Annotated in this window: 13 protein-coding genes and 1 pseudogene; 5 read left to right on the forward strand and 9 right to left on the reverse strand. The window is 59.9% G+C overall.

Annotated elements, in window-relative coordinates:
* Positions 1-117: 117 nt before the first annotated feature.
* From FRZ40_RS30060 to FRZ40_RS30075, 4 genes are all read right to left on the reverse strand, one after another.
* Positions 118-1,029, reverse strand: a complete 912-nt coding sequence (locus tag FRZ40_RS30060; RefSeq protein ID WP_147236531.1) for a peptidylprolyl isomerase — start codon at positions 1,027-1,029, stop codon at positions 118-120.
* 11 nt (positions 1,030-1,040) lie between these two features.
* Positions 1,041-2,843, reverse strand: coding sequence for a ShlB/FhaC/HecB family hemolysin secretion/activation protein (locus tag FRZ40_RS30065; RefSeq protein WP_147236532.1), 1,803 nt, complete (start codon positions 2,841-2,843; stop codon positions 1,041-1,043).
* Positions 2,840-4,987: a two-partner secretion domain-containing protein gene (locus tag FRZ40_RS30070; RefSeq protein WP_420873886.1), complete on the reverse strand. Its 2,148-nt coding sequence runs from the start codon at positions 4,985-4,987 to the stop codon at positions 2,840-2,842. Before FRZ40_RS30070 ends, FRZ40_RS30065 begins: the two co-directional genes overlap by 4 nt.
* A 582-nt stretch (positions 4,988-5,569) precedes the next feature.
* On the reverse strand, positions 5,570-5,890 hold the full coding sequence (locus FRZ40_RS30075; RefSeq protein WP_147236534.1) for a hypothetical protein: 321 nt from the start codon (positions 5,888-5,890) through the stop codon (positions 5,570-5,572).
* Positions 5,891-6,982: 1,092 nt separating this feature from the next.
* Here FRZ40_RS30075 and FRZ40_RS30080 point away from each other — a divergent pair.
* Positions 6,983-8,158, forward strand: coding sequence for an IS110 family RNA-guided transposase (locus tag FRZ40_RS30080; protein ID WP_420873845.1), 1,176 nt, complete (start codon positions 6,983-6,985; stop codon positions 8,156-8,158).
* Positions 8,159-9,339: 1,181 nt separating this feature from the next.
* Here FRZ40_RS30080 and FRZ40_RS30085 read toward each other — a convergent pair.
* Positions 9,340-9,798: an Lrp/AsnC family transcriptional regulator gene (locus FRZ40_RS30085; protein WP_147236535.1), complete on the reverse strand. Its 459-nt coding sequence runs from the start codon at positions 9,796-9,798 to the stop codon at positions 9,340-9,342.
* A gap of 123 nt (positions 9,799-9,921) precedes the next feature.
* On the opposite strand from FRZ40_RS30085, the gene FRZ40_RS30090 reads away from it, so the two are divergent.
* On the forward strand, positions 9,922-10,485 hold the full coding sequence (locus FRZ40_RS30090; protein WP_147236536.1) for an RBBP9/YdeN family alpha/beta hydrolase: 564 nt from the start codon (positions 9,922-9,924) through the stop codon (positions 10,483-10,485).
* 190 nt (positions 10,486-10,675) lie between these two features.
* On the opposite strand, the gene FRZ40_RS30095 is transcribed toward FRZ40_RS30090, so the two are convergent.
* A complete protein-coding gene (locus FRZ40_RS30095; protein WP_147236834.1) occupies positions 10,676-11,074 on the reverse strand; it encodes a RidA family protein in 399 nt (132 codons plus the stop codon).
* Between the two features lie 122 nt (positions 11,075-11,196).
* On the opposite strand from FRZ40_RS30095, the gene FRZ40_RS30100 reads away from it, so the two are divergent.
* Entirely contained in the window at positions 11,197-12,114 is a 918-nt protein-coding gene (locus tag FRZ40_RS30100) for a LysR family transcriptional regulator (RefSeq protein WP_147236537.1), read from the forward strand.
* A 94-nt stretch (positions 12,115-12,208) separates the two neighbouring features.
* Here FRZ40_RS30100 and FRZ40_RS30105 read toward each other — a convergent pair whose 3' ends face one another.
* Entirely contained in the window at positions 12,209-12,643 is a 435-nt protein-coding gene (locus tag FRZ40_RS30105) for a GlcG/HbpS family heme-binding protein (protein WP_147236538.1), read from the reverse strand.
* Between the two features lie 24 nt (positions 12,644-12,667).
* Positions 12,668-13,681 (reverse strand): zinc-binding alcohol dehydrogenase family protein, encoded by a 1,014-nt coding sequence (locus FRZ40_RS30110; RefSeq protein ID WP_147236539.1) that lies wholly within the window; start codon positions 13,679-13,681, stop codon positions 12,668-12,670.
* 97 nt (positions 13,682-13,778) lie between these two features.
* On the opposite strand from FRZ40_RS30110, the gene FRZ40_RS30115 reads away from it, so the two are divergent.
* Positions 13,779-14,708 (forward strand): LysR family transcriptional regulator, encoded by a 930-nt coding sequence (locus FRZ40_RS30115; RefSeq protein WP_147236835.1) that lies wholly within the window; start codon positions 13,779-13,781, stop codon positions 14,706-14,708.
* Between the two features lie 156 nt (positions 14,709-14,864).
* On the opposite strand, the gene FRZ40_RS30120 is transcribed toward FRZ40_RS30115, so the two are convergent.
* On the reverse strand, positions 14,865-15,614 hold the full coding sequence (locus tag FRZ40_RS30120; RefSeq protein WP_147236540.1) for a hypothetical protein: 750 nt from the start codon (positions 15,612-15,614) through the stop codon (positions 14,865-14,867).
* On the opposite strand from FRZ40_RS30120, the pseudogene FRZ40_RS30125 reads away from it, so the two are divergent.
* A pseudogene (locus tag FRZ40_RS30125) lies at positions 15,547-15,900 on the forward strand (sterol desaturase family protein); the annotation flags it as partial. The gene FRZ40_RS30120 and the pseudogene FRZ40_RS30125 sit on opposite strands and share 68 nt — an antisense overlap.
* Positions 15,901-15,979: the final 79 nt, after the last annotated feature.

Below are 15,979 nucleotides of genomic sequence, written 5' to 3' on the forward strand. Positions count from 1 at the left end.
TTCTTCGTCGTTTCTTGTTCGTCATGAGGCGAGCTGGCCGACTCGCCTCACGTTTGCAGCAGGTATTTCCCCGCCTGCTGCGGGCCTCGTACGCGCGAAGCCTCTCGTGCTTCTGTCTTACTGCTGCTGAATGGTCGCGCTCTTCATCAGATCGACCACCACCTGCGCGGTCGCTTTTTGCAGCGCGACCTGCTCGAGTTGCTGACGCAACGCAGGCTTCGTCGTCTCGTAGTCGGGAATCTGCGTCGCGCGCGACTGATCCATCTTCACGATCCAGAAGGCGTCGCCCACCTGAACCGGCGTCGTCGTGATGCCGCCTTGCGGCAGCTTCACCATCGCCTCGGCGACGGGTTGCGGCCAGCCTTGCGTCGCGCCCGGCTGGATCGGCGTCTTGAACGACACCCAGTTCATCGCGCCACCCTGCTGAGCCGCCGGGCCCTGGCTGTACTGCTTCGCCAGTTGCGCGAAGTCGGTCCCCTTCTTCAGTTGCGCGAGCACGTCCTTTGCGGTCGCTTCGTCCTTCACGGCGATCACGCTCGGCTTGTATTCCTTGTCGCCGAGCGTCGCGACGATCGCGTCGTAGCGCGCCTTCACGTCGGCGTCGGTGACGGGCGAAGGCTTCACCTGATCGCGCAGATACGCTTGCGTCATCGCGAGCGACTTCGCCTGTTCGGCGGCTTCGATCACCTGCGGACGCGTGTCGTAGTGCTGCTTCTCGGCGGCCTGGCGGAACAGTTCGCGTGCGATCAGCTGGCTTTTGATCGCCGAGCGCGTTTGCGGCGTGTCGGGTGCATTGGCCGCCTTCAGCAGCGCGTCGACCTGGTCCTGCGTGATCAGCACGCTGTTCACGCGTGCAACGGCATTGGCGGGCAGCGGGCCCGACGCAGCGACGGGTGCAGCCGCCTCCGCATGCGACGACGATGGCTTGGTGGCCGCCATCGACTGCACTGCGAAGACAGACAAGCCGACAGTCAGCGCAAGCGCAGCGACGCAACGGCTGAACGTGATGTGATTACGATGGCGTTTCATGTCGATCTCCTTCATTCCGACCAGTTAAGAGTGGCGAGCAGCACGGTGGCCTTGTGACCCAGCGCGGCAGGCTGAATCAATGCCTGGCCGAGCAGTACCTCGCCTGTGATGGTTTGCGCGTTGTGCCGCCATTCGGCTCGCGCGCCGATGCCGGTACCGACGAGCGTCGGCCAGCCGCCTTGTGCTACGAGATGGGATTTGCCGCCGTCGAGAAACACATAGGGTTCGACGCGCGCGTCGTGCCATGCGGGCACGTTCTGCCATGCGGCCTCGTTCCGGATATAAGCGCCGCTGTCGCCGGCGATGCCGCCTTCCGTGAAGCCGCGCACCGAGTCCATGCCGCCGAGATAGATCTGCTGCGTGCCGAACAGCGCGACCCGGCTGAACTGTCCTCGCAATGTGCCGCGATACGCCCATTGCGTGCCCAGCAGCGAGCCGAGCGTCATCTGCAACGTCGCGGTTGCATCGAGCCTGGTGAACTGGCTGTGGGCGTCCGACTTGCCGATCTCGCTATCGTCATGACTGGCGGCGAGCCAGGGCAGACCTTGCGAGATGCCGAAGTCCCACGTCGCGGCGGCGCCTTGATCGTTTGCCACGAAACGCTGCAATCCATTCAGCGCGACACGCGCGACCGTCAGGTCTTGCGGCGACAGGTCGATGCCGTTCACGCTGCGCTCGGTGCGCATCTTGTTCAGCGTGACGTCGACGCTCATGCGGCCCGACTTCGAGCGCGCGAGCACATCGTTCCAGCCGAGAATCTGGCTGAACGTGCGCCCTTGCAGCAACGCCGTATCGCCGATCGTCTGCTGATACTCGGAATACGAGGTCGTATAGCTCAGCGTCTGATAGCCGAACGGAACGGCAGCGGAGAAGACCAGCGCGTTGCTGTCTTCCGTGCCGACATAGTTGAGCGACAGCGATTCCTGCAGACCGATCACGTTGTCGGCCTCGACGCCGCCGCGATAGCGCAGTGTGCCCGTTTGCGAACTGCCGTAATTGTCGATGCCGAGGTTGTAGAACGTGCGGTCGCCGTAGCGGTTCGAGATCGCGACGATCGAATCGCCGGGCGCTTCGCCGGGCATGATCTGGATTTCCGCCTGATTGCGGCGCAGCCGGTTGATCTGGTCGACGCCCTGTTCGAGATCGGGAAGGCGCAGCACGTCGCCGACACTGTCGCCGAATGACCACGCTGTGCCCGCATCGGTGAGCAGGCCGCCGCCGTGAGTGTCGTACCAGGGCTCGTTCGGATCGCGTGGACGCAGCGGCTTGCCGTTCAGCGTAAAGCCCGCCACCTTGCCCGCGACGATATTGACCTTGAGCGTCCCCGACGCAAGGTTCTGCGCACCGAGATAAGCGCGCGTCGTGATATAGCCGCGCGCGATGAACGCCTCCGTCACGCGACGCAGCAGCAGATTGATCCGGTTTCGTCCAAGCTGCTTGCCGACGAACGGCTCCGCAATGCGGTCCAGTTCTTTCTGGCTCAACACGCGATCGCCGATGAACTCGATGTGACTGATCTCGAACATCGGTTCGACGTCGGGCAGCGTCTCGACGTCCGCGCCTTCAGGCAGATTCGGCAACGCGGGCACTTCGGGCGCGGCGATCTGCGCGGGCGCCTGCTGGATTTCCTTGCGGCGCTGTCTGTCCTGCTGCTCCTGCAACAGCCGTTGACCCGGATCCTGTTCCGCGCGACCGGGCAATGCATTCAACCCGCCTGGCGGCAATGGTGGAAGAGTCTGTGCGAACGCACCCGCGTGCACGCTGACCGCGAACACGGCAACACAACTGCGCAGGATCACAGGGCGTCGTTTCATAGACCGAACCACGAAACGAGGCCGAGGTGATTGTGATTGCCGATCGTCACGGGCGCGCGGTACGGCAAGCGGATCGTGTTGACGCCGCCTGCCGCGTGAATGCCGCCCGGCGCGTTGAACGCGCCGCCGTCGATGTCCGCTTCGCCCGTCAGTTCGACCTGGCCGTTGCCGCCCGTGAAGATGCCGCCCGTATCGGCTGCGTAAATGGCGGCCCATGTGTTGCCGAACCAGGTCTTCAGATCGTTGCGCCGGTTGATGACCGTGTAGCCGAGCACACCCTGCGCAAGGGTCTTCGGTGCATCGAGCTTCAGATTGCCGATCGCGATCACCGTGCCGCCCGTGTTCGTGATCTGTGTGCCCGCCTTGAGCGTGATGTCCTTGCCCGCCTCCATCACGCCGCCGAAGGCTTGCACATTGCTCGACGCGCTTGCGCTGCAAAAGATGAAGCACGACTGGTGATACGACGCCTGCCCGGCAAATACGCCTTGCGTCAGCAGATTCTGCGCAGCCGTGATCGAGATGCTGCCGTCGTTCGACAGGATCGAGCCGCCGACGTTGTTGACGTTGCGCGCGTTGATCGTAACGTTGCCGCTATCGGCCGTGATGTACGAGAGCTTGTCGGGGTCTCCCAGCGCGCCGTAGTCGACTGTGAAGCCGTTCTCGTGGTGCTGCACGAAAATCAGTCGCCAGCTCTTTTCCGAATAGCCGACGGCCGTGCCGCCATTCACGCCGCTCGAATGATCGATGATGTTGCCGACGTCGCCCGCTGCCGTGAGCGTCACGTTGCTGTTCGACAGGATGCGCGCATCCTCGTTGGTGATGTTGCCGCCTGCATTGACGACGACATCGCCGTTGACGCCGAACAGCACACCAAGCTTCGAGGTCGTAGTCGATTGATTCAACACGTTGCCCGATGCGTTCAGCGTGACTGCGCCTTTGGAGTCGCTGTCGCTCGTCGTTTGCGTTTGGCCTTGAATCAGCGAGCCGACATTCACGATGTCCTGACTGCTTTTGACGACGACGCCCGCATTCGAAGAAGCGATCACCGTCTGCGGACCGCTGTCGTTGTACAGCTTCACGCCGCCGCCACTCAGATTGATACCGCTGCCCGCCAATAGCGACGTGCCGTTGAATGTCAGCAAACCCGTCGATGCAATCGTGGCCGCATTGCCCGCTTGCATCTGCGTCGAAATGGCCGTCAGCGTGTCCTGCACCTGCATGTTCACGCTGCCGTTCGCCTGCAGGGTTGTATTCGAGAACTCGACAGCGCCATTCGATGCGAGCGTGAAGTCGCCGAGCGTCGCGTTCATCGGGCCCGCGCTGCGCACGCCAGGCCCTTTGTCGGTCACGATCAGCTGCACGCGGCCGCTGGTGAGCGAGCCCGCTGCCGTGATGTCGACGGCAAATGAATTTGCCGTGCCGTGCGTTGCGGAGGCGTTGAGCGAGAGCCAGTCGTTTGCATTGTCGTTCGGCGAAACGCCCGTATTGAGCGTGACGTTGCTCGTCCCGCCGAGCAGGCGCACGGTCGCCGTCGGCGAGGTGAAGGTGTTATTGAGCGGTCCGTTGACGAAGATGTTCTTCGCGATGAGATCGAGTGCAACGAGCGCGCTCGACAGTCCTTGCGGTCCGACGATGATCGTTCCCGTCCTCGTATCGAGCACGACGTTACGCTGTAGCACGGACCCTGTCATGACATCGTTGAAGCTGACCTGCCCCGTCGACAGCGCCACATGACCCGTGTTGACGAACGAGCCGCCGTTGATCGTGATGCCGTTCGGATTGGCGAGCACGACATTCGCGCGCGAACCGAGCACGGCGAGTTGGCCCGAGATCACACTTGGATCCGTGCTCGTCACCTGGTTGACGATGGTTCGCGCGTTGATGCCGACGTTGTTGAGATCGACGCCCGCACTGCCGACGTTGAAGTGGCTATACGTGTTGTGCGATACGCCGCCCGTGGCGGGCGCGATGTTGACGGTCTGATGCCCGTTCGCAGCCGTCGATACGGATGTGGCCGTGCCACCGTCCGCCACCACACCGGCCGCGTGCACGTGCATGGACGCCAGCGTCAAACAAAACAAACACAACTGCACTATCCGCCGGCCTGTGCCGCCGGCGCCTTCGTTGACAGATTCCCTCGACATACCGCTGCCTGGCCGCTCTCAGTCGGCCAGTTCCCCGTTTGGTCTTTGATTTATGCAGATCGTATAAACGCCTGCGCGAATTCATGGGTCGGATGTCGGCAGCACTTACGAAAACTTTAGGAATATTTCCTTTAAAAGAAACGTCGAAACAACCAAGAATCGTTAAACGGTTATATTTACGTGAATTGTAAAATCAAATGGTTATTCGAGCCCGGTCTTACCGAAAGGATATTGAAACTACGTTGAATGGTTTGGCACCAGCACGCTGAGATTTCAGATTTCGCTTCTTGAGGTCCGCCATGTTCCGAATCGCCTCCGGGCAGCCGTCATTGTCGTGCCCGATGGGTAATGAGGTCACGAAACCCTCTGCTCGTCGTCGCCCCTGAGATTGTTCGGAATGAGCCTGTCTTTTCGTCGAGAGGTTGCCCGAAGAAGATCCTCGAGCCCAACACCGCTGAAGGTCGCCTCACTGACATTCGCCAACCCGTGTCGACGAATGTCTCGCCCCTCTATTTGCGAATGGGTCTTCCCGACCCGGAGCGGTCAATCAATGCGTCCGATAGCGGACATTCAGAATGTTGGCTAAGTCAACGCCCATTGCCAGTTGCCCGCGTAGTCTCGCTCCACAGTTTCCTGTGACTGGAAAGTGAATGTGAGCACTTGGACGATTTCTTCGGAGCATTCGTACGCCCGAAACACAGCCTTGAATTCCTTCAGGAGCCCCTCGTCACCGGTAAGCCGGTCGCGCTCCGCATCCGTGCTTGTTTTGACCAGAAACCAAGGTTGGGTTGGCTCAAGGGCGAGCGCCGTTCCGGCGCAATCTGCTACGTATTTCCGAGCCCGCGATCGTATTTCGGCTTCGGCGTATATCGCTATGAGGCGAAAACTGGTTGTCAGCGGCATCTACCGATCAATGGTTGCATTTCGGCGACGTGAGCGCGCGATTAATCAATAACTGTGCGCCATCAGGCCATTGATCGGGATTAGCGTCAATGTACGCACGGACCGTTCGCAGTTCGTCGTTCGTTGAGTGCAGCCCAGATTCGTCACAAACGAGTCCCAATGTCCGTCCATACTCTGCGCTTCCATGAACGTATCCAGTGACGTAGGTGGCGAGTTGGGTAATAGAGGATGCTTTACCGCCTAGCGCTTGATCCAGACCGCGCATCAGTTCGTCAACAGTAAGGGCAAAACAGCCCTGCGTTACAGTCAGTGCTACGGCAAAAACACCTACCGATTTTCTATACATCCTCGACATCCCTCGTTCAAATCGAGTCAGACACCGCGCCTGGTGCGAATGAATCTTGAATCGGCAAGGCATTGGTGGTCAACGATTCGGGCACCAGTGTCCAACGACCGAAACTGGGCCGAACCAAGCCATCGCGTCTATCGAAGTGTTCGTTGTCACCTGCGTTGAGCAGCTGTAAGGTGCATCCATCGAACTGCGACTATGCAAACAACAACTCCAACGACAATGACGGTAACCCACGCTAACCATCCCTTCTTCGTCGTCGGAAGATCCCCTGCTGCCGCTACAGTGAGCAGTAACAATACGATGGTCAGCGTGCACCGAAAATTCCCCGATGCAGCCATGAGAACACCTCGGTCGCACGATTGACCAGACTCCCTTCGCGATAGGGATTTTTCGGCGGGCGTCGAAACTCGGGTCTCTTACTAAACAACATTTTTGAAAGTGTTTATTGATGGACTACTCGACGGTCCACCGTTGTCATCGGGATTGAAAACCTAGTTGATGGTCAAATTGTCGACGATTCGCGCGCTCATGTCGAACGGCCGAAACTGGCCGCACTACGTCTCCCGGCCGAAGGGACACTCCTCCCGTGCTTGCGACCCATGCGGACCGCATAGGCCCGTTCGGAACTGTCGTCCGACAAACTGCAAATGGCTGTTTAGGCAGTATGACTTTCCGTGAGCCAGTGGCTGGCCCGCCGTGAGGAACCAAACGCGGGTTAGCATCACTGCCAGAGCCGCACGATGTGCACAGGGCACACCCCGGCGATTTCCAGCGCGGAGGCCAGCGTGAACCACGATAGCACGGTGTTTGTCGGTCTGGATGTTCACAAGGAGTCGATCACGGTGGCGTACGCAATCGATATGGCCGACGTGGAACTGTTGGGCAAGATCGGAACGCTGAAGGCGGATATCGATCGCTTGTGCAAGCGTGTTCAGTCGAAGGCGCGCCATGTCCGCGTTGTCTATGAAGCCGGCCCCTGCGGCTACGGACTCTACAGGGAGCTCGTTGAAAGAGGATTCGACTGCGTGGTATGCGCGCCGTCCCTGATCCCGAAGAAACCGGGCGAGCGCGTCAAGACGGACCGGCGCGATGCGGTCAAGCTCGTACGCGCACTGCGCGCTGGCGACCTGTCAGCGGTACACGTGCCGGATGTTGAAGATGAGGCGTTCCGGGACCTGGCGCGCACATGGGCGGCAGCGAAAGCAGATCTCAGACAGGCCCGCCAGCGATTGAAGTCCTTCCTGCTATCGCATGGAGTCCGCTACTCAGGTAACGCCAACTGGGGTCCCGCGCACCGGCGATGGATAAGCGTATTTGCATTCCCAAACCACTGGCAGCAACTGGCCTTCGACGAGTGCCGTCGCACGATCGAAGACAGGTTTGCGCAATGTGAGCGCCTCGAGGCGACCCTGCACGAAGCTGTCGTCGGCTGGCGATTTTATCCGGCCATTCTCGGTCTGCAGACCATGCGCGGCATACAGTTCATCACCGCCGTGGGCATGCTCTCCGAATTGGGAGATCTCTCCCGCTTCGAGCACCCGCGTCAACTGATGGCCTGGCTGGGCGTGACGCCCTCAGAACATTCTTCGGGTGAGCGGCGGCGTCAGGGCAGCATCACGAAGAACGGCAATAGCTATGCAAGAAAGCTGCTCGTCGAGGCCGCCTGGAGCTACAGATACCCGGCACGCGTGAGCCCGGAAATTCAGCGCCGACATGAAGGCATCCCCAAGCGCATCCTCGACCGTGCCTGGGACGCACAGGTCCGACTCTGCCGCCGATACCGCAAGCTGGCAGCACGCGGCAAGAATGTGAACATCGCTGTCGTCGCCGTCGCACGCGAACTTGCGGGGTTCATCTGGGACATCAGCAAGCTCGCAATGTCGCTCGCCGTAACGCGAAACGAGCAGCCGGCGTAGCGCTGAGCTTGGCTACACAGATTTGACGAGTTTCCTGAAGGCGGCGTAGCCCGGCACCCGAGCAACCCGCGGCTGGACTATGCAACGGACATCATTCGATTTGCGACTTTAGATAGCGGCAGGCTCAAGGGGCGGACCTCTGTAATGCGGTACCCAACCCGCGAATATCAGTGCGATCCACCGTCGAGACTTACTGCTACGTCGCCCTCAGGAAATTCATGTGTCTTCCAAACGAAAACCGATCCCGATTGACACGGAAAGTCATATCAGTCTTCCCGTTGACCGCTAATCGTTAATCGGCGGAGCAGGTTCGAAGACATCCTCCGACACCCACTGCATTTCAACGATTGGCATCGGTACCGTCCGACCGTTGATCTGTACGTCTGGCAACCGCAGGAGATATCGGGTCCGTGGAGTGGCCGGGGTCGCATTAATGGTCAGCTCGGACGTTACGTTGAGCCACTTGCCGGAGCCCAGTTGTAGCGTATTAGTCACTTTCCTCAATTCGGCTCCATGAAGCAAGCTCGTAGGCGCGATCGTATAAGCGAACATTGTGCCCTTACCCCACGAGTACTCACGCGTGACGACCGGGCCGTCGGAAAGAGATGTATTAGCGATCGAGCACTCGCGTTCGGGCGGCGGCTTGCAATAGTTTGTGAATCTCATCGACGCGATCTCGCCGGTCGATATCGTGGCTCCGTCCCCGTCAAGCCAAGCCAAACCGCGTGACGTCCATTTGAACGTCGTTCCGCCCGCCAGCCTCATCGACATATAGACTAGAGGCAACTTCCCGGGGCTTCCCTGTACCAAAAAATCCAATAAGACGCCTTGCTCGGGGCTAAAGCTAAGACGCCTTGGCGACGATGAATAGTCTCGGAGAGAGTCAGGCCGATCACCAATGGATAACCGATAGAAAGACTCTCGCACGGTGCGGCCGCATCCAGAAATCAGTATCAGAGCAAGGCACAGCAATGCCGTAGCGGCAGAAATTCGGCGAGTAACGCTCATCGGCTTTCTGTTCAGGGATCGAAGTGACATGGATTGTCGGCGATCCACGCGCGGTTGTCGAACGACCGCTCCTGGCCCGACTGCACCCACTCGTCGCCCTCGCGATTCCCGACCGACGGCGAACGCACCAAACCGACCCTGAGCGGACACCCGCCTCTCTACGTAGCAGCCGCTCAAAGTAGCGAGCCGCGGATCGTCTTCGGGGGATAACTCGCCAGTACGACAGCCGTGGTCACCGGCCCGAACTTCGCCAGTGTGTCGATCGCCACCTCCAGTTGCGCCATGTCTTCGACCACAATCCGCACCATGAAGCAGTCTTCGCCTGTGATGCGATGCGCCTCGATGATTTCGGGCATTCCTTCGAAGGCACTCAGGCAATGTTTGATCTGGGCATGCGTGGTCCTGATCCGGACGATGGCTGCAATCCCACGGCCTACGAGACCGGGATTGATCCGCGCCGCGTAACCTTCGATTACCCCTTGCTCCTCGAGTCGTTTTATGCGGGCAGTGACCGCTGGCTGCGAAAGTCCGATCTGCTTGCCAAGTTCGGTGTTGCTGATCCGCGCATTGCTCTGAAGAGCCTCTAGTATTCGCCAATCCAGCCGGTCCAACTTTGTCTGCTTGGGTTTCATTTGTGCGGTCGGGCAACTTCGGTCGATTTGACTGGTTGAGGCCATTAATTCATTTGATTTGGCATGTTGCCAGAATTCGCGCGCTTTTACACTGGAGGCTCATTAATGATGGAGAGTTAGCAGATGGCCTACCCCGTGTTCGTTGTTCCCGGTATTGGAAATTCCGGTCCACTCCACTGGCAAAGTGTATGGGAGGCATCGCATCCCGACTGGCAGCGACTCGTTGTCGAGGACTGGGATCAGGTTGCATGCGACGATTGGGTGTCTGCAATCGAACATCAATTGGCGCAAAGCGACGACGACACTCTTATCGTGGCGCACAGCCTCGGATGCCTCGCGGTGGCGCATTGGGCGAGCCGATATTCGCCCCGAGTTCGTGGAGTGCTGCTCGTCGCAGTGCCGGACCCTTCCGCATCGGCGTTTCCCGTGGCGGCCGCAACCGGATTTGCTCCTTTGCCATCGAAACAGCTACCCTTTCCTACTATCCTTGTATCCAGTTCCAACGACCCGTATGGCAGCATTGAGCACGGAGGTCGCTGCGCGAGAGCGTGGGGTAGCAAGCTTGTCGAAGTTGGAGCGCAAGGACATCTCAATGCAGATAGCAACCTGGGCGATTGGCCTGAAGGATTCAGACTGCTGCAATCGCTGGGCCAGGAAGGTTATTGCGATGATATCGTGCCTCGGTGACGAGATTGTCGCCGATCTCCGGTATGAGGCGGAATGACCGTTCGTGGCGAAGCTTGCCGGTCATCACCTCGCGCGTCAGACTACAGGCGTTGCGTAGCTCGTCCGACCGTAAACGAGGCGCAGTTGTCATTCGGTCGCGGGAACAGCCGCCCCACGTCTGGGAAAGACGCTAGCTCGCTCAACGGGCGCATCATCCGTTGAGCGGAAGCTTCGCAACGACTTTGATCTCAAAGTCGAAGCCATAAAGCCATGTCACTCCGACTGCGGTGAGCGTCGGATGCGGCGCGTCGCCCCAAAACTCGGGCACGACCTGCCAGACGCGCTCGAATGTTGATTGCGGATCGACCATAAACACCGTGACGTCCATCACATCGTTGAACGTGCATCCGGCCTCCCGCAGGATCGCATTCAGGTTTCGGAAAGCGAGCCGCACCTGTTCCTGCAGATCCGGCTCAGGCGTTCCGTCCTCGCGACTGCCGACTTGACCCGATACGAACAGCAAACCACTCGCCCGTACGGCTGGAGAATACTTGTTACGCTCGTAAAGCTCCCGACGTCCCAAAGGAAACACCACATCGCGCTTGCCCACTTTCACCTCTGTCATTGGTTTCGATCAGATCACTCTACCGATCGGCGCCTGCGCGATAAACCATCAACCCTGTTCCTGACTGTTTGTAAAATGCAAACAATTCAAACACGAGGCAAACACTCATGGACCGCTTCGACGCGATGCGCGCTTTCGTCCGGGTAGTCGAGGCAGGCAGCTTCACGAAAGCGGCCGAGACGCTTCATATGAGCAAGACCACGGTGACGCATCTGGTCCAGCAACTCGAAGCGCGCTTGCGCGTCAGGCTGCTGAACAGGACGACGCGCAGAATCAACGTCACGCCGGATGGGATCGCGTACTACGAGCGCGTGACCCGGCTGCTTGCCGATATGGACGACGCCGAGACGAGCCTGTCGAGCGCATCTTCGGTGCCGCGAGGCCGCCTTCGCGTGGACGTGCCGAGCCCGTTCGCCCGCCTGATCCTCATCCCGGCGCTGCCGGCATTCCTCGCCCGCTATCCCGACATTCAACTTGACATGGGTGTAAGTGACCGCACCGTCGATATCATCAGCGAGAACGTCGACTGTGTTGTGCGAGGAGGCGAGCCGAACAATCAGTCCATGGTCGCCCGCCGCGTGGCGGAGCTTCCGCTCGGCGTGTTCACGTCGCCCGGATATCTTGCGTTGGCAGGTACGCCTTCGCATCCGGGGGAACTCGAGAACTCACATCACCGCATCATCGGGTTCTCGTGGGGACGCGCGGGCAACCTCTATCCGCTGGTCATGCATCGCCGCGGCGAAACGGTAAAGGTGCAAAGCCGTTACGCGCTCGCTGTGGATGACGGCAACGCCTATCTCGCAGCTGGAGTAGCGGGCCTCGGCATCATGTGGCTCCCACGTTATATGTCGAAGACCCATCTGGGACGGGGCGAACTCGTCGCGCTATTCGAGGACTGGCAACTCGATCCAATGCCGCTCTACATCGCATATCCGCCGAACCGCCATGTCAGCGCAAAGCTGCGTGTGTTCATCGACTGGGTCGTCGAACTGATGAACGAAGGTGCTTCCGTGCACAAGCAATGAGCCCGCAAGCATGGCGCTTCGCCATGATCGTTCGGCGCGCCGAAGCCTTCCGCTTTACAGCATCGGGCCGTTGTGGCGCACTGAACAGGGGACATTAAGAACCTGATTGCAGAAACCCTGCGTTACGCAGTGCTTCCTCAGCGGCCTCATGATCTTGAACGGATGTTCCGCCAGAAATACCGATGCCCCCAACGAGACGCCCTTCGTGGAAGATCGGTACGCCACCGCCGACCGCCATCAGCCGCGGATGGTGCGCCAGCGGGGCGACAGCGGGCTCGGCCATGTACTGATTCCATTGGTGCGTGGCCATGCCGAACGACGCGGCGGTCCATGCCTTGTCGATGGCGACGTCAGCCGTGAGGAACGGGGCGGAATCCGCGCGCTCGAAAGCGCGCAGGTGGCCTCCTGCATCGGTCACGGCGATTGTCGCGGCGAACCCGCGCGCGGCGCAGGCGCGCCGCGCTTCTGCCAGTAATGCCTGCGCAGCTTCCAGGCTGATCGTTGTCGTGTTGATGATTTGCGATGTCATGTTGATGCTCGTTGTCAGAAGGGTTCAGCGGTTGGCGACGACGACCTTGCCGATCATGTTACCCGCCTCGACCAGCGTATGCGCCTCGATCAGACCTGCGGCGTTGATGCCGTCAATGCGTCGCGTCAGCGTGTGCTTGAGGCGCCCCAGATCGACCAGTTCTGCCGCGCGGCGCAGCAAGGCCTGTTGCCGTGCGAGGGTGTCGGTGGTGAACATCGCGCGGGTGAACATCAGTTCCCAGTGAATCGAAATGGATTTCCCCTTGAACGGACCGATGTCCAGACCCACCGGGTCGTCGATGAGGGCGAACTGGCCCTCCGGGCGCAGCACGGCGGCGATCTGAGGCACGTAGGCGGCGCTGTTGTTCAACCCTGCAACATGGGTGACGTGCCCGATACCGAGCGCAGCCAGCTGGGCTGCCCAGGGCTGATGGTGATCGAGGACGTAATGCGCGCCATGAGCCAGCACCCACTCGCGGGTTTCCGGCCGCGAGGCCGTGCCGATCACGGTCATACCAGTCAGTTCACGTGCGAGTTGGGTCAAAATCGAGCCGACGCCGCCCGCCGCTCCGATTACGAGCAGCACGTTGTGGTCGGTCGGATCCGCTGCCTGAACACGCAGACGGTCGAACAGCAGCTCCCACGCGGTGATCGCGGTCAGCGGCAACGAAGCGGCTTCTGCGAAATCCAGCGATGCCGGCATGGGTCCGACGATGCGTTCGTCCACGGCGTGCAGTTCGCTGTTGCAGCCGGGCCGCTTGATATCGCCTGCGTACCACACACGGTCGCCTGGCTTGAAGCGGGTGGCCAGTGCACCGGTCGCGCGGACGATTCCCGCGGCGTCCCAGCCGGCGATGCGCGCACCGCCTTCCGGAATATCTCCGCCGCGCCGGATTTTGGTATCGACCGGGTTGACCGATACAGCTTTCACTTCCACCAGCAGATCGTGGTCGCGCAGTTCCGGCGTCGGTAGCTCGATATCCTGCAGCGCCTGCGGGTGGCTGATGGGCTGGTTCTGATAGAAGCCGATGGCTTTCATACATGCACTCTCCAAGGGGGTATGAGATCATGTTATCTTTCGCCGATATACGGATAAATACCCGCGAAGCCAAAATAATTTCGGCATTTCAATGAAAATGGTTCGACTCGATGACGTTCAGATCTTCGTGCACACGGTGGACTACGGCAGCTTCTCGGAGGCGGCGCGCCAGTTGAATATCGCGCCCGCCCATGCGAGTGCGTCAGTGCAGCGACTCGAAAAGGCGCTGGACACGCGCCTGTTCACTCGTTCGACGCGAAGCATGCAACTTTCGGACGCCGGGGAGCGATACCTGCCGCATGCGCGGGTCATGATTGGTGCACTGGAGCAAGGCGAGCAGGCCCTGGCAGGCGGCCGCGGGGCGCTGTCCGGGCCGCTGCGACTGTCCGCTCCATCTGACTTTGGTCGAAACCTGCTGTTGCCGTGGCTGGATGAATTCCAGCACCTGCACCCTGGGTTGTCGCTGCACCTGAAAATGAGCGACCGGGCGGCTGACCTGATCCGCCAGCCGCTGGATGCCGTAGTGCGCTACGGAGCGCTACCTGATTCGTCTCTTCTGGCCATGAAGCTGGTCGACAACAACCGACGTGCATTGTGTGCCGCGCCGTCATACCTCGAACGGCACGGCGCACCGGCCAAAGTTGAGGACCTGCGACGACACAACTGCCTGCGGTATGTCTGGAGCGAGCAGATACACGAACGCTGGTGCTTTACCCCGCCTGGTGATGAACGCACCGTGGCAGTCACGGGCAATCGCATCAGCGACGATGCCGATGTCGTTCGTCGCTGGGCGATAGCCGGGGAAGGCATTGTCTACAAGTCGCGTCTGGACCTCATCGACGATTTGAAGGCCGGACGACTGCTGGAGATCTTCCCGCCAGAGTATTGCGAACTCGCGCCGCTGCACCTTATTTGTGCTCACCGTGCGCAACTGTCGCCGGCGATTAACGCGTTGCATGCTTTCTTGCGGGAGCGATGCGCTGCATTGCTTGCCAGCCATCCAAGTGCAGGGAAACGGAATTTTTGAGACTGGAGACGTAGTTCGTGAAAATGAAAAGACCGATTGATGAGACTGCCGGGTCCCGATAACGGGGGGCGGCGGCGACACGGTCGCGAGCGGGCGCTCGATGAACAACCGTAGCACCCGGCATAGGGCTCGTCCGAACCGGAGCAGCCTTTCCAATCAGCCCTTGGTGTTTTGGTCGCGCCATTTCCGCTCTTCTTCCTTCAAGTCGATACCGTCGACACCCAAGAAGAATTCGTGCTGGCTGAAGCGCTTGATCTGCACTCTGGCAGGGTCATGTCGGCAGGGCAGGCGCAGGTCAAGACTTTCGCCGCCGAACGCCTCAATCGCGCTGGAAAGCAATTCTCCGAGTGCCGTCCATGCTTCGAACGCGACGTCGAGTAGATCTCGGTCCGGGAACTGCGGAATCATCCACGTGCGCCACAGTGCGGGCGCCGAATCGCAGTCTGGACCGAGGCCGCGAAGCAACTTGTCCGCCTTACACAGAGCCTTGTATCGCTCGTACGCTTCGTCGGATGTCTCCCACGGGTGGACAGCGAAGGGGAAGGCCATTTTGATTGTGGCGCCTTCTGTAGTGCCGATGCGGCCGTGACTTTTGAGGTTGAGCGCCCCATGATGAACAACGAAGTCGCGTCGTTTGCCAAGCGTATTCAAGAGGACGTTTGCGGACGCTGCCTCTAGCAGCGGCTTGATCTTTGCCTTCTCGCTTGGATGATGCTGCAAATCGTTAGATAGGGCCTGGGGAACTTCCTTAACCGCACGCAGGAACGAATTGCAGGAATACCGGAATGGCTCCGGCTCGTGGTCATTGGCTTCCATCTGATGCAGATACCAGTGACACTCCTGCCACCGATCGAGTGAAAGCTCCACATTGGAATGTGCGCAGGTGCCCATCAAATCCTTGTCCATTCGTGGTGTGCTGATTGTGTTCGACCGGCTTTTTGGCGCGTATATCGCGGAACGACATGACTTGCCGTGTCGCTTCGGTCTCGTCAAGCCGATTACGACCTACAACCTGCTTGCAATCGAGTTTGAACACTGGTGTGCGTTGTGGCGTGATCTGCGTTCGGCGCAATCGCTATGTGATATATACGGATTTATCGTCGAACCACCAAGCTGGCGACCAGATGGCAATGGTGAGACGACCGAAGAGCTAAGGCATCGCGCCGATCGAAGATCCGAAGGCTGTCGATGACTTTACGTTCGATGCAACTCATATCCTTCGTCGTGTTATACCCTCGTGGAGGCGATCCATCCGATGAGAGCGATCGTGA

Origin of the sequence: Paraburkholderia azotifigens (genome assembly GCF_007995085.1) — a bacterium.
Lineage (GTDB): Bacteria > Pseudomonadota > Gammaproteobacteria > Burkholderiales > Burkholderiaceae > Paraburkholderia > Paraburkholderia azotifigens.